We start from the raw sequence: 14,417 nt of genomic DNA, 5'->3' as shown, positions 1-14,417 counted from the left end.
AAAAGTGTCGAGAAGACAGCTTTTCGTCGTCAAAAATGACCATCACCTGAGGATTGCCCGGTGAACCGTTTTGTAATTGCTGACTCGACGGTCTGTATTGGCTGTCGAACCTGTGAGGCGGCGTGTTCGGAAACCCACCGCCTGCACGGGCTGCAGTCCATGCCGCGCCTTCGCGTCATGCGTAATGAAAAAGAGTCTGCTCCGCAGCTCTGCCACCACTGTGAAGATGCCCCCTGCGCGGGTGTTTGTCCGGTGAATGCCATCACCCGCGTTGATGGCGCGGTCCAGCTGAACGAAAGCCTGTGCGTCAGCTGCAAGCTGTGCGGCATTGCCTGCCCGTTCGGCGCCATTGAATTTTCCGGCAGCCGTCCGCTGCACATTCCGGCCAATGCCAACTCCCCGAAAGCGCCGCCCGCGCCACCGGCTCCGGCACGCGTAAGTACGCTACTGGACTGGGTTCCCGGCATCCGCGCCGTGGCGGTGAAGTGTGACCTGTGCAGCTTTGATGAACAGGGACCGGCCTGCGTGCGGACCTGTCCGACCAAGGCGCTCATTCTGGTTAACATCCGCGATATCGCCCGTACCAGCAAACGCAAGCGCGAGCTGACCATTAATACCGACGTCGGCGATCTTTCGCTTCTGCAGGCGCTTAACGAGGGGGCGAAATGAACGCGATAGACATGATTAACAGCGCCGTAGCGTACTTTGCGGCCGCCGCCGTGCTGGCGCTGCTCTTCTCTTTCCATAAAATCCTGAGCGGCTGGATAGCCGGTATCGGCGGGGCGCTCGGCAGCCTGATGACGCTCGCGGCAGGCGGTGTCGTTTTGCTGGGGGGGCAATCCCCAGAGGCCGTGATGCCGCTGATTCGTCACAGCGTTGAGATTACGCCGCTGAATGCCATCTGGCTGGTGACGTTCGGTGTGTGCGGGCTGTTTGTCAGCCTGTTCAATATCGACTGGCACCGCCACCAGCACACCAGAGCTAATGGTCTGCTGGTAAACCTGCTCATGGCGACGGCGGTCTGCACCGTTATCGCCAGCAATCTTGGCGCGCTGGTGGTGATGGCCGAAATTATGGCCCTGTGCGGCGTGTTCCTGACGGGCTGTAGCGCCTCCGGCAAGCTATGGTTTGCCCTCGGTCGCCTCGGCACGCTGCTGCTGGCGCTGGCCAGCTGGCTGGTGTGGCAACGCTTTGGCACGCTGGATTTCTCTGCGCTCAACGGCCATCCGCTGGGGAATGACGTCTGGCTGCTGGGCGTTGTGGGCTTTGGCCTGCTCGCCGGGATCATCCCGCTGCACGGCTGGGTGCCGCAGGCGCATGCCAATGCCTCCGCGCCCGCCGCCGCGCTGTTCTCTGTGGTGGTGATGAAAGTGGGTTTATTCGGGATTTTGGTACTCACGCTGACCAGCGGGCAACCGCCGCTGTGGTGGGGTGTCGTGCTGCTGCTGGCCGGGATGATCACCGCGTTCGTGGGTGGCCTGTACGCGCTGATGGAGCACAACATCCAGCGTTTGCTGGCGTACCACACGCTCGAAAATATCGGCATTATCCTGCTCGGTCTTGGCGCGGGCGTCACCGGTCTGGCGCTGAATCAGCCCGCCTTGATTGCCGCCGGATTTATCGGTGGTCTGTATCACCTCGTCAACCACAGCCTGTTTAAAAGCACCCTGTTCCTCGGCGCGGGCAGCGTCTGGTTCCGCACCGGTCATCGGGATATCGAAAAGCTCGGCGGCATTGGCAAAAAGATGCCGGTGATTTCCCTGGCGATGCTGGTGGGGCTGATGGCGATGGCCGCGCTGCCGCCACTGAACGGTTTTGCCGGCGAGTGGGTGATCTACCAGTCTTTCTTCGCGCTCGGTCAGAGCGATGCGTTTATCGGCCGTTTGCTGGGGCCGCTGTTGGCGGTCGGCCTGGCGATTACCGGGGCGCTGGCGGTGATGTGTATGGCGAAAGTCTACGGCGTTACCTTCCTTAGCGCACCGCGCACGCGTGAGGCTGAAAATGCCTGCTGTGCACCGGTATTGATGGCCACCAGCGTGGTTGCGCTGGCGCTGTGCTGCATCGCGGGTGGGGTTGCCGCGCCGTGGCTGCTGCCGCTGCTAGGAAACGCTATTCCGTTGCCGCTTGAGACGGCACAAACCACCGTTTCCCAACCGATGATAGCCCTGCTGCTGATTGCCTCTCCGCTACTGCCGTTCGTGCTGATGCTGTTCTTTAAACGCGATCGACTCGCCTCCCGTGCGCGCGGCGCAGCCTGGGCCTGCGGCTACGAACACGAGCGGTCAATGGTCATCACCGCCCACGGTTTCGCCATGCCGGTAAAAGAGAACTTCGCCGCCGTGCTGAAGCTGCGCCACTGGCTCAACCCGCAGGGTTGGGTTCCGGGCTGGCAGAGTGCTGCCGCGCCCGCACTGTTCCGCCGTCTGGCGCTGATTGAGCTGTCGGTGCTGGTGGTCATTGTGATTTCACGAGGAGCCTGACATGAGTCTGTTACTGGCAATTCTTCAGGCGCTGGTGCTGTTTGCCGTTGCGCCGCTGCTCTCGGGCATCACGCGCGTGGCGCGCGCCCGGATGCACAACCGTCGCGGGCCTGGCGTGCTCCAGGAGTACCGCGATCTCTTCAAGCTGCTCTCTCGCCAGAGCGTGGCGCCCGATGCCGCAGGCTGGGTCTTTCGCCTGACGCCGTTTGTGATGGTTGGCGTGATGCTCACCATCGCCACCGCGCTGCCCGTCGTCACGGTGGGCTCACCGCTGCCTGCGCTCGGCGATCTGATCACGCTTATCTACCTCTTCGCCATCGCCCGTTTCTTCTTTGCGATTGCGGGTCTGGACACCGGGAGTCCGTTTACCGGCCTCGGTGCCAGCCGCGAGGCGATGCTGGGTGTGCTGGTTGAGCCGATCCTGCTGCTGGGGCTGTGGGTCGCCGCGCAGGTCGCAGGCTCCACCCATATCAGCTTTATCACCCATACCGTTTATCACTGGCCGGTAAGCCGCTCCATTCCGCTGGTCCTGGCACTCTGCGCCTGCGCGTTCGCCACGTTTATTGAAATGGGCAAACTGCCGTTCGATCTCGCGGAAGCCGAGCAGGAATTACAGGAGGGGCCACTCACCGAATACAGCGGCTACGGCTTTGCGGTACTGAAGTGGGGGATCAGCCTCAAGCAGCTGGTGGTGTTGCAGATGTTTGTCGGCGTCTTCTTCCCGTGGGGGCAGATGACGCACTTTTCCGCGGGCGGCCTGGTGCTGGCCGTCGTGGTTGCTGCAATCAAGCTGCTTATCGGCGTGCTGGTGATTGCGCTGTTCGAGAACAGCATGGCGCGTCTGCGTTTTGTGGCGACCTCGCGCATCACCTGGGCCGGTTTTGGCTTTGCATTTTTAGCGTTCGTCTCCTTGCTGGTGGCGTGATTAAAGAGAGTGTTTATGTCTGAAGAAAAGAAAGGTCAGCAGTATCTCGCCGCGTTGCACCAGGCTTTCCCCGGCGTGGTGCTGGAAGAGTCCTGGCAAACCAAAGACCAGATCACCGTCACCATAAAGGTGAACTACCTGCCGGAGGTGGTGGAGTTTCTTTACTACCAGCAGGGCGGCTGGCTGTCGGTGCTGTTCGGTAACGACGAGCGCCAGCTGTGCGGCAATTACGCCGTATACTACGTGATGTCGATGGAGCAGGGCGAGAAGTGCTGGCTGACCGTGCGCGTTGAAGTCGATCCGAATAAGCCGGAATATCCGTCCGTTACGCCGCGGGTGCCTGCTGCCGTCTGGGGCGAACGCGAAGTGCGCGACATGTACGGCCTGGTGCCGGTCGGCCTGCCGGACGAGCGCCGCCTGGTACTGCCGGACGACTGGCCGGATGAACTCTATCCGCTGCGTAAAGACAGCATGGACTACCGCCAGCGCCCGGCGCCGACCACCGACAGCGAAACCTACGAGTTCATTAACGAGCTGGGCAGTAAAAAGAACAACGTGGTGCCGATTGGCCCGCTGCACGTCACCTCCGACGAACCGGGCCACTTTCGCCTGTTCGTCGACGGCGAAAACATTATCGACGCCGACTACCGCCTGTTCTACGTCCATCGCGGCATGGAAAAGCTGGCGGAAACCCGCATGGGCTACAACGAAGTGACGTTCCTTTCTGACCGCGTGTGCGGCATCTGCGGCTTTGCCCACAGCACCGCTTACACCACGTCGGTAGAGAACGGCATGGGGATCGTGGTGCCGGAACGTGCGCAGATGATCCGCGCCATTCTGCTGGAGGTGGAACGTCTGCACTCGCACCTGCTAAACCTTGGCCTGGCCTGCCACTTCGTCGGTTTTGACTCCGGGTTTATGCAGTTCTTCCGCGTGCGTGAGGCGTCGATGAAGATGGCGGAGATCCTCACCGGGGCGCGTAAAACCTACGGGCTGAACCTGATCGGCGGGATCCGCCGCGACCTGCTGAAAGATGACATGATCCAGACCCGTCAGCTGGCGCAGCAGATGCGCCGGGACGTGCAGGAGCTGGTGGATATGCTGCTCAGCACGCCAAACATCGAGCAGCGCACCGTAGGGATTGGCCGTCTTGATCCGGAAATTGCCCGCGACTTCAGCAACGTCGGCCCGATGGTGCGCGCCAGCGGCCACGCCCGCGACACCCGCGCCGATCACCCGTTCGTCGGCTACGGCCTGCTGCCCATGACCGTGCACAGCGAGCAGGGCTGCGACGTCATCTCACGTCTGAAAGTCCGCATTAACGAGGTGTTCACTGCCCTGAACATGATCGACTTCGGCCTCGATAACCTGCCGGGCGGTCCGCTGATGGTGGAGGGCTTTACCTACATCCCGAACCGCTTCGCGCTCGGCTTTGCAGAAGCGCCGCGCGGGGACGATATCCACTGGAGCATGACTGGCGACAACCAGAAGCTCTACCGCTGGCGCTGCCGTGCGGCGACCTACGCCAACTGGCCAACGCTGCGCTACATGCTGCGCGGCAATACGGTCTCCGATGCGCCGCTGATCATCGGTAGCCTCGACCCGTGCTACTCCTGCACCGACCGCATGACCGTGGTGGACGTGCGCAAGAAGAAAAGTCAGGTGGTGCCGTACAAAGAGCTTGAGCGCTACAGCATCGAGCGTAAGAACTCGCCGCTGAAATAAGGACTCGTCATGTTTACCTTTATCAAAAAAGTGATCACAACCGGCACGCAGACCAGCCGTTATCCGCTGGAGCCGATGCCGGTCGATAAAAACTTTCGCGGCAAGCCGGAGCACAATCCGCAGCAGTGCATAGGCTGCGCGGCCTGCGTCAATGCCTGCCCGTCGAATGCCCTGACGGTGGAAACGGATCTCAAAACCGGCGAACTGGCCTGGCAGTTTAACCTCGGACGCTGCATTTTCTGCGGCCGCTGCGAGGAAGTTTGCCCGACGGTCGCCATTCGCCTGTCGCAGGAGTACGAGCTGGCAGTGTGGAAGAAAGCCGATTTCCTCCAGCAGTCGCGTTTCGCGCTGTGTCACTGCCGCGTCTGCAAGCGTCCGTTCGCCGTGCAAAAAGAGATCGACTATGCCATCGCGCTGCTGCAGCACAACGGTGACGTCCGGGCGGAGCATCACCGTGAAAGTTTTGAAACCTGCCCGGAGTGTAAGCGTCAGAAATGCCTGCTGCCGTCCGACCGGATTGATATCACCCGCCATATGAGAGAGACCAGCTGATGGAACACTTACTCGGCCCGCGCGACGACAATGGCATGCCGGTGCCAATGACGGTGGAGGAATCCATTGCCAGCATGAAGGCGTCGCTGCTGAAAAAAATCAAACGTTCTGCCTACGTCTACCGCGTGGACTGCGGCGGCTGTAACGGCTGCGAGATCGAGATCTTCGCTACGCTGTCGCCGCTGTTTGACGCTGAACGCTTCGGTATCAAAGTGGTGCCGTCTCCGCGCCATGCGGATATTCTGCTGTTTACCGGGGCGGTCACCCGTGCCATGCGTTCGCCCGCGCTGCGTGCCTGGCAGTCTGCGCCAGACCCGAAAATCTGCATCTCCTACGGTGCCTGCGGCAACAGCGGCGGCATTTTCCACGATCTCTACTGCGTCTGGGGCGGCACCGACAAAATCGTACCGGTGGATGTTTACATTCCGGGCTGCCCGCCGACGCCTGCCGCCACGCTGTACGGTTTTGCGATGGCGCTTGGCCTGCTGGAGCAGAAAATCCACGCCCGTGAACCGGGCGAGCTCGACAACCAGCCCGCGATGCTCCTCCATCCGGATATGGTGCAGCCGCTGCGGGTGAAGGTCGACCGCACGGCGCGCAGGCTGGCGGGCTACCGTTATGGTCGTCAGATTGCCGACGATTATCTGCGTTTGCTGAGTCAGGGCGAGCAGCAGGTAGCCCGCTGGCTGGAGGCGGAAAACGATCCGCGTCTGAATGAGATTGTGGCGAACCTGAACAGCATTGTGGACGAGGCGCGTATCCGATGAGTGAAACGGTGGTGTTCAGTCAACTGAGCCGTAAGTTTATTGATGAGAACGATGCCACGCCGGATGCGGCGCAGCAGGTGGTCTATTACAGCCTGGCGATTGGGCATCACCTCGGGGTGATTGACTGTCTGGAGGCCGCGCTGAGCTGCCCCTGGCCTGAGTACCTGGCGTGGATCGCCACGCTGGAGGAGGGCAGCACGGCGCGGCGTAAAATGGAAGGCGTGCCAAAGTACGGTGAGATCGTCATCGATGCCAACCACATTGCGATGCTCGCCAACGCCTTTGATGCGGCGCTGAGCAGGCAATCCGCCGAACAGCAGGCGTGGAGCAAAACGTTGCTCGGCATGCTGCATGATATTCATCAGGAGAGTGCCATCTACCTGATGGTGAGGAGATTACGTGACTGACGTTTTACTGTGTGTCGGCAACAGCATGATGGGCGACGACGGCGCGGGCCCGCTGCTGGCAGAGATGTGCGCCGCGAACCCGCAGGGCAACTGGGTGGTGATTGACGGCGGTAGCGCGCCAGAAAATGACGTGGTCGCCATCCGCGAGCTGCGCCCGGAGAGGCTGCTGATTGTCGATGCTACCGATATGGGGCTCAACCCCGGTGAGATCCGACTCATTGACCCGGACGACATTGCCGGGATGTTTATGATGACGACCCACAATATGCCGCTGAATTACCTCGTGGATCAGATCAAGGACGACGTGGGCGAGGTGCTGTTCCTGGGGATTCAGCCGGACATTGTTGGGTTTTATTACCCGATGACGCCGCCGGTAAAAGAGGCGGTGGAAGTGGTTTATTCACGGCTTGAAGGGTGGGTTGGGGACGGGGGGTTTTCTCCGCTCTGAGCAGTGCCGGGTGGCGGCTTCGCCTTACCCGGCCTACCAAACCCGTTCCCTCTCCCTGTGGAAGAGGGCCGGGGTGAGGGCAACAGGCTACTCGAGATCGCCCCCGTTACTCGCAATCACCTTCTTATACCACCAGAACGATTTCTTGCGCTTTCGGTCCAGCGTGCCGTTCCCCGCATCGTCGCGGTCAACGTACACGAACCCGTAGCGTTTGCTCATTTCGCCGGTAGACGCTGAAACCAGGTCGATACAGCCCCAGGTGGTGTAGCCCATCAGCGGCACGCCGTCCTCAATCGCATCACCCATCGCACGGATATGCTCGCGCAGATAGCTGATGCGGTAGTCGTCGTTAATCTCGCCGTTTTCATCAATGACATCTTTCGCACCCAGGCCGTTTTCCACCAGGAACAGCGGCTTTTGGTAGCGGTCGTACATCATGTTCATGGTAATGCGCAGGCCAAGCGGGTCAATGCCCCAGCCCCATTCGCTCACCTGAATGTGCGGGTTACGCAAGGACTTCACGATGTTTGCCGCGCTGGTGTTGCCCGCGTTCATATCCGCCGACGCGCAGCGCGAGGCGTAATAGCTGAACGAGACAAAATCGACGGTGTTTTTCAGCAGCTCGTCATCGCCGGGGTCTTTGACAATGACCACGCCTTTCTCACGGAACACGCGAGCGGAGTAGGCCGGATAGCGGCCGCGTGCCTGCACGTCGATAAAGAACAGGTTCTCGCGGTCTTTCTCCAGCGCCATCCACACGTCTTCCGGTTTGCAGGAGTACGGATAGAAGTTACCGCCCGCCAGCATGCAGCCCACCTGATTTTCCGGGTTCACCTCGTGGGCGATTTTGGTTGCCAGCGCGCTCGCCACCAGCTCGTGGTGCGCGGCCTGATATTTTACCTGATCTTCGTTTTCACCTTCCTCAAACACCAGCCCGGCACCGGAGAACGGGCTGTGCAGCATGATGTTGATTTCGTTGAAAGTCAGCCAGTATTTTACCAGCCCGTTAAACGCCTCAAAGCAGGTGCGGGCGTAGCGGGCGAAGAAGTCGACCATCTTGCGGTTGCGCCAGGAGCCGTATTCCGTCACAAGGTGCATCGGCACGTCGAAGTGGCAGAGCGTCACCAGCGGCTCGATGTTGTACTTTTTGCACTCCTCAAATACCGCTCGGTAAAAGGCTATGCCCTCTTTGTTCGGCAGCGGTTCGTCACCGTTCGGGTAGAGGCGGCTCCAGGCAATCGAGGTGCGGAATACCGTAAAGCCCATTTCCGCCATCAGGGCGATGTCTTCTTTATAGCGATGGTAAAAATCAATCGCCTCGTGGCTCGGGTAAAACTCGTCGTCACGCAGCGAAAAACGCTTTTCCTTGCCGAGCTTCACCGCCAGACGATTGGCGCCGTGGGGGATCATATCGACCGTCGTCAGTCCTTTGCCGCCTTCACGGTAAGCACCTTCACTCTGGTTAGCGGCAAGCGCGCCGCCCCATAAAAATCCTTGTGGAAAAACAGACATTCTTACCTCGCTTTCAATTTATGCTTTTGCTGCGTTGTTCTGTACCGGCGCGGTCTGCAGAGCGCGCGCTTTTTCGGCCTCGTCTTCGACCGGGATATCCTCAAACCCTAACAGCAGGGTCAGAACAAACGACAGCACAACTGCCAGCGCCATCACGCCGAATACCCAGACGATGGTCATCGGGTTGGCCGGGTCGAAGAATTGCACGCTGGTAAACAGCCCCGGCGCCGCCATGGAGTGGCTGGCAAGACCCGCGATGCCGGCCACCGCGCCGCAGATAAAGCCGCTGATCAGGCTTGCAATCAGCGGACGCTTGAGACGTACCGCCACACCGTACAGTGCCGGTTCAGAGATCCCCGCCATGATGGCAGAAGCCGCCGCAGCCAGCGCCGTCTGGCGCAGTTCCGGGTTTTTGGTTTTCCATGCCACCGCTAAAGACGAACCGCCGAGCGACAGGTTGGCGCCGATTTCTGACGGCATGACCATCCCTTCTTTACCCGTTTCGGCAATGGTCTGAATGATGGTTGGCGTAAAGACGCGGTGCATCCCCGTCATGACCAGCAGCGGCCAGAGTGCGCCCATGATGGCGACGGAGAGCCAGCCCAGATAGCCGTGAATGGTGTAAACCAGTGCGGAGATAGCGCTCCCGATCCAGATCCCGAGCGGCCCAATCAGCACGATGGCGAGCGGGGCGGCAATCAGGACGATCAGCATCGGCTTGAGGAAGTTTTTTGTCACCGCCGGGGTAATGCGATCGACCCAGCGTTCGATGTAAGACAGGCACCAGGTCATCACCAGCGCGGGGATAACGGTGTAGGTGTATTTCACCGCCGTCACCGGGATAAAGGCGAACTCAACATGCTCGCCCTGCGCGGCTTTCGCCATCAGCTCGATAAAGCTCGGGTGCACCAGCACGCCCGCAATGGCGATCGCCAGCGACATATTGGTTTTGAATTTCACTGCCGCCGAGGCGGCCACCATCAGCGGCAGGAAGAAGAATGCCCCGTCGCCAATCACCGTCAGAATGGTAAGCGTTGGCGCGCCCTTTGGCAGCACGCCGGTCATCTCAAGGATCATCGCCAGCAGCTTGACCATCGAACCGCCGATGATCGCGGGGATCAGCGGCGACATGGTGCCGATCAGCGCGTCGAGGATCCCGGCACCAATGCGGCGTAACGTCAGCTTCTGCGGGCCTTCCGGCACCGCGGGCTGCAGGTCAACGGGCAGCAGGCTTACCACTTCGCGGTAGGCCTGAGAAACCGTGTTGCCAATGATCACCTGGCACTGGTTGTCGTTACGCACTACGCCAAGCACGCCGCTGATGCTTTTCAGGCGCGCGGCGTCGGTGAGGGTTTCGTCTTTCAGAACGAAACGCAGTCGCGTCATGCAGTGGGTGACGGCGACGATGTTCTCTTTGCCGCCCAGCGCGCTGATAACGTCGTTCGCCAGCGCAGCGTAATTTTTGGCCATCGGATGTGATCCTGTTATCGTTGTGTGAAATGTAGGAAACCGGTTCCACATAATCATCATGAGTTTCTTTGAGTGAAACAAGATCGCTTTTTGGTCATTTTTTCAATTCGTGATGATGATCACTGGTCGGTAGCGAAAGCGTGATTTCGCCGCTGCGACAATTTTTCTGCAGTGCAGTACACTGCGCTTCATCAGATTCAGATGGAATAACAACATGACCACGATGCTTGAAGTGGCGAAGCGGGCAGGCGTTTCGAAAGCGACGGTATCCCGCGTGCTGTCGGGAAATGGCTATGTCAGCCAGGAGACCAAAGACCGGGTTTTTCAGGCCATTGAAGAGAGCGGTTATCGCCCGAATTTACTGGCGCGAAACCTGGCGACCAAACGTACCCAGACCCTGGGGCTGGTGGTGACGAATACCCTTTATCACGGCGTCTACTTTAGCGAACTGCTGTTTCATGCCGCACGAATGACGGAAGAGAAAGGGCGGCAGTTGATCCTCGCGGACGGCAAGCACAGCGCGGATGAAGAGCGCGAGGCGATCCAGTATCTGCTCGATATGCGCTGCGACGCGGTGATCATCTACCCGCGCTTTTTGAACGTGGATGAACTGGATGCGATCGTCGAGAAGTGTGAGCAGCCGATTATGGTGCTCAACCGCCGCCTGCGGAAAAACAGCAGCCACAGCGTCTGGTCCGATCATAAAGCTTCCTGTCAGGACGCGGTGTCGCAGCTGATTGCAAAAGGGCACCGGGAGATTGCGTTTATCACCGGTTCGCTGGATTCCCCGACCGGCGTTGAGCGACTGTCCGGTTACAAAGATGCGCTGACGCAGCACGGTATTGCCTTGCGCGACGAGCTTATCGCCGAAGGGAAGTGGAACCCGGCCAGCGGCGCGGCGGCGGTATCCGAACTGCTCGCACGCGGCGAACGCTTTACGGCGCTGGTGGCGAGCAATGACGACATGGCGATTGGCGCCATTAAACAGCTGCACGAGAGCGGCGTTGCCACGCCGGACGCGGTGTCAGTCATCGGCTTCGACGACGTGGCGATAGCGCCGTACATTGTGCCTTCGCTCTCCAGCGTGGGTATTCCGGTCACGGAGATGATCCAGGAAACCATCAGTCGTCTGATTTTCATGCTCGACGGCGGTGAATTCAAATATCAGCAAACGTTCTCCGGCGAGCTTATCCTGCGCGACTCCGTGACTGACGGCCCCCACTGCTGATGTCGACAGCTGTCATCGTCATAAGTGACGATGACAGCGCGACTGTGATTTTTAAAGTCATTTAAAATCAATTGGTTAATAATTGGCACGGTTTATGAATAGCTCCGCGCATAACTGTAATGCTGGAGAAGCAGATGAACCGTTTTATTATGGCCGATGCCAGTAAGTGCATTGGTTGCCGTACCTGTGAAGTGGCGTGCGTGGTTTCCCATCAGGCGGAGCAGGATTGCGCATCACTTACCCCCGACACGTTTTTGCCACGCATCCACGTCATTAAAGGCGTGAATATTTCCACCGCCGCTATTTGTCGCCAGTGCGAAGACGCACCGTGCGCGAACGTCTGCCCGAACGGGGCGATTAAACGCGAGAAGGGCTTTGTGCATGTGATGCAGGAGCGCTGCATTGGCTGTAAAACCTGCGTGGTCGCCTGCCCGTATGGCGCGATGGAAGTGGTTGTCCGTCCGGTAGTACGCAATAGCGGTATGGGCCTGAGCGTGCGGGCGGAGAAAGCCGAGGCCAACAAATGCGACCTTTGCTACCACCGCGAAGCTGGCCCGGCCTGTATGGAAGCCTGCCCGACCCACGCGCTGGTCTGCGTGGATCGCGACAAGCTCGAGCAGATGAGCGCAGAAAAACGCCGTCGCGCAGCGTTTGACACCTCGTCATCGCTGCTGTTTTAAGTCGCAATGCGCGTTAACGGCGTACAGCTTCGGGTGCGTGGCAAAGTGCAGGGCGTAGGGTTTCGTCCCTTTGTCTGGCAGCTGGCACACCAGATGATGCTGACGGGCGACGTCTGTAACGACGGAGAGGGTGTCCTGGTGCGTCTCGCGGGTAATGGGGGGGACTTTACCGCGAGGCTGCGCCAGGACTGCCCACCGCTGGCGCGGATTGACGACGTAGACACGCAGCCCTTTAGCTGGTCCGCTCTGCCGACGGATTTTACCATCCGCCAGAGCGAGAGCGGGGCGATGGACACGCAAATCGTGCCGGATGCCGCCACCTGTCCGGCGTGCCTGGCGGAGATGCGCGATCCCCGCGAGCGCCGTTATCGTTACCCGTTTATCAACTGTACCCATTGCGGCCCGCGCTTCACCATCATCCGCGCCATGCCCTACGATCGCCCGGCCACGTCAATGGCCGACTTCCCGCTGTGCGCACCGTGTGAAACCGAGTATCGCAACCCGGCCGATCGGCGTTTCCACGCTCAGCCGGTGGCCTGCCCGGACTGCGGTCCAGCGCTGATGTGGCGAGCCGGGGACAGCGTCGCCACGCGCGAACCGGCATTACGCGCCGCAGTGGAGAAGCTAAAAAGCGGCGGTATTGTCGCCATCAAGGGGCTGGGAGGCTTTCACCTTGCCTGCGACGCGCTTAACCCGCAGGCGGTGGCGACGCTACGGGCACGCAAACAGCGCCCGACGAAGCCGCTGGCGGTGATGATCCCCGATGCGGATGACCTGCCGGAGGCGATGCAGACCCTGCTACGCTCTCCTGCTGCGCCCATTGTGTTGACGCCCAAAGCCTCGCTTCCCGCGCTGCCTGAGGCCATTGCGCCGGGGCTAGATTGTGTCGGCGTGATGCTGCCTGCGAATCCGATTCAGCATTTACTGATGATGGACTGCCAGCGTCCGCTGGTGATGACCTCCGGTAACCTCAGCGGCCACCCGCCTGCGATGACGAATCAGGAAGCGCTGGATGCGCTCCGCGACATGGCTGACGGCTTCCTGCTGCACAACCGCGATATTCTGCAACGGATGGATGATTCGGTGGTGGATCGGGATGGCGCGATGCTGCGTCGCGCGCGCGGTTTTGTGCCGGATGCCATCACGTTACCCGCCGGGTTTGACGATATCCCTGCCATATTGTCAACCGGGGCAGAGATGAAAAATACCTTCTGCCTGGTGCGCGGAAATCAGGCTGTGTTGAGCCCGCATTTTGGCGATCTCAGTGACGAGGGGGTCGACGCACAGTGGCGTTCGGCGCTGGCAATGATGCAACAGGTTTATGCCTTTAAGCCCGCGCGTGTCGTGTGCGATGCCCATCCGGCGTATCACGCCCGTCAGTGGGCGCTGGAGCAGGCGCTGCCCGTTGAAACCGTGCTGCATCATCATGCCCATGCGGCGGCGTGTCTGGCTGAAAATGGCTGGCCGCTCGGCGGTGGGGACGTTATCGCCCTGACGCTGGACGGGATCGGCATGGGCGAGAACGGCGCGCTGTGGGGCGGAGAGTGCCTGCGGGTGAACTATGTCGACTGCGAACATTTGGGTGGCCTGCCTGCCGTTGCGCTGCCGGGGGGCGATCTGGCAGCGAAACAGCCGTGGCGCAATTTGCTCGCCCACTGCCTGGCCTTTGTGCCTGACTGGCAGCAGTTCCCGGAAACGCGGGCAGTGCAGGGCCAGAACTGGCCGCTACTGGCGACGGCGATCCAGCGTGGCATCAACGCGCCGCGGGCCTCGTCCTGTGGACGCCTGTTTGATGCGGTTGCCTGTGCGCTGGGCATCGATACGCAGCGCTACGAAGGCGAAGCGGCCTGCAGGCTGGAGGCGCTGGCGGCACGGTGCAACGGTGTGAAACACCCGGTTACGCTGTCGGTGGACGACCTTGCACTTTTCTGGCAACAGTGGCTTGCCTGGCAGGCGGAGCCCTGCGAGCGCGCGTGGGCGTTTCACGATGCGCTGGCCAGAGGGCTGTCGGAGCATGCCGCATCCCATGCCCGACGCTTATCGCTTTCAACAATCTGCCTCAGTGGCGGTGTGTTACATAACCGCCTGCTGCGCGCGCGCCTGCGGCATTATCTTTCTGACTTTACGCTTCTTTTTCCTTCGCGCCTGCCTGCAGGTGACGGAGCGATCTCCTTCGGGCAGGCGGTGGTCGCCGCTGCCCGGTCATGTTCACAAAGGATTTAA

Annotated in this window: 13 protein-coding genes; 11 read left to right on the top strand and 2 right to left on the bottom strand. The window is 60.4% G+C overall.

The window, feature by feature from the left end:
- The first annotated feature begins 60 nt into the window (after positions 1–60).
- The 8 genes from G0034_RS18025 to hycI are packed head-to-tail and all read left to right on the top strand — an operon-like array spanning position 61 to position 7,304.
- Positions 61–669: a 4Fe-4S dicluster domain-containing protein gene (locus tag G0034_RS18025; RefSeq protein ID WP_023331169.1), complete on the top strand. Its 609-nt coding sequence runs from the start codon at positions 61–63 to the stop codon at positions 667–669.
- Positions 666–2,480, top strand: a complete 1,815-nt coding sequence (gene hycC, locus G0034_RS18020) for a formate hydrogenlyase subunit 3 (RefSeq protein WP_179121159.1) — start codon at positions 666–668, stop codon at positions 2,478–2,480. Before G0034_RS18025 ends, hycC begins: the two co-directional genes overlap by 4 nt.
- A gap of 1 nt (position 2,481) precedes the next feature.
- The gene (locus G0034_RS18015; RefSeq protein WP_023331167.1) at positions 2,482–3,405 is read left to right on the top strand and encodes a respiratory chain complex I subunit 1 family protein; all 924 of its coding nucleotides are present in this window, start codon (positions 2,482–2,484) and stop codon (positions 3,403–3,405) included.
- 15 nt (positions 3,406–3,420) lie between these two features.
- A complete protein-coding gene (hycE, locus tag G0034_RS18010; protein WP_014885003.1) occupies positions 3,421–5,130 on the top strand; it encodes a formate hydrogenlyase subunit HycE in 1,710 nt (569 codons plus the stop codon).
- Positions 5,131–5,139: 9 nt separating this feature from the next.
- On the top strand, positions 5,140–5,682 hold the full coding sequence (locus G0034_RS18005) for a formate hydrogenlyase complex iron-sulfur subunit (RefSeq protein WP_179121158.1): 543 nt from the start codon (positions 5,140–5,142) through the stop codon (positions 5,680–5,682).
- The gene (locus G0034_RS18000) at positions 5,682–6,449 is read left to right on the top strand and encodes an NADH-quinone oxidoreductase subunit B family protein (protein ID WP_014885001.1); all 768 of its coding nucleotides are present in this window, start codon (positions 5,682–5,684) and stop codon (positions 6,447–6,449) included. The genes G0034_RS18005 and G0034_RS18000 overlap by 1 nt, the downstream gene beginning before the upstream one ends.
- A complete protein-coding gene (locus G0034_RS17995; RefSeq protein WP_014885000.1) occupies positions 6,446–6,856 on the top strand; it encodes a formate hydrogenlyase maturation HycH family protein in 411 nt (136 codons plus the stop codon). Before G0034_RS18000 ends, G0034_RS17995 begins: the two co-directional genes overlap by 4 nt.
- Positions 6,849–7,304 (top strand): hydrogenase maturation peptidase HycI, encoded by a 456-nt coding sequence (hycI, locus tag G0034_RS17990; protein ID WP_014884999.1) that lies wholly within the window; start codon positions 6,849–6,851, stop codon positions 7,302–7,304. The genes G0034_RS17995 and hycI overlap by 8 nt, the downstream gene beginning before the upstream one ends.
- Before the next feature lie 87 nt (positions 7,305–7,391).
- Here the strand turns inward: hycI and G0034_RS17985 are convergent, their stop codons facing one another.
- Together G0034_RS17985 and ascF are read right to left on the bottom strand one after the other, a co-directional pair.
- Positions 7,392–8,816 (bottom strand): 6-phospho-beta-glucosidase, encoded by a 1,425-nt coding sequence (locus G0034_RS17985; protein WP_023331164.1) that lies wholly within the window; start codon positions 8,814–8,816, stop codon positions 7,392–7,394.
- Between the two features lie 18 nt (positions 8,817–8,834).
- Positions 8,835–10,286, bottom strand: a complete 1,452-nt coding sequence (gene ascF, locus G0034_RS17980) for a PTS cellobiose/arbutin/salicin transporter subunit IIBC (RefSeq protein WP_014884997.1) — start codon at positions 10,284–10,286, stop codon at positions 8,835–8,837.
- 214 nt (positions 10,287–10,500) lie between these two features.
- Between ascF and G0034_RS17975 the strand changes: the two genes are divergently transcribed.
- The 3 genes from G0034_RS17975 to hypF all read left to right on the top strand — a co-directional run bounded on the left by G0034_RS17975 (position 10,501) and on the right by hypF (position 14,417).
- The gene (locus tag G0034_RS17975; RefSeq protein ID WP_179121157.1) at positions 10,501–11,514 is read left to right on the top strand and encodes a LacI family DNA-binding transcriptional regulator; all 1,014 of its coding nucleotides are present in this window, start codon (positions 10,501–10,503) and stop codon (positions 11,512–11,514) included.
- A gap of 134 nt (positions 11,515–11,648) precedes the next feature.
- Positions 11,649–12,194 (top strand): electron transport protein HydN, encoded by a 546-nt coding sequence (hydN, locus tag G0034_RS17970; RefSeq protein ID WP_008499565.1) that lies wholly within the window; start codon positions 11,649–11,651, stop codon positions 12,192–12,194.
- A gap of 6 nt (positions 12,195–12,200) precedes the next feature.
- A complete protein-coding gene (gene hypF, locus G0034_RS17965; RefSeq protein WP_179121156.1) occupies positions 12,201–14,417 on the top strand; it encodes a carbamoyltransferase HypF in 2,217 nt (738 codons plus the stop codon).

The sequence above is a fragment of the Enterobacter sp. T2 genome (genome assembly GCF_010692925.1).
Classification (GTDB): Bacteria; Pseudomonadota; Gammaproteobacteria; order Enterobacterales; family Enterobacteriaceae; genus Enterobacter; species Enterobacter kobei.
The sequence above is the reverse complement of the archived record's forward strand: the minus strand, read 5'-3'. Positions and strand labels throughout refer to the sequence as shown.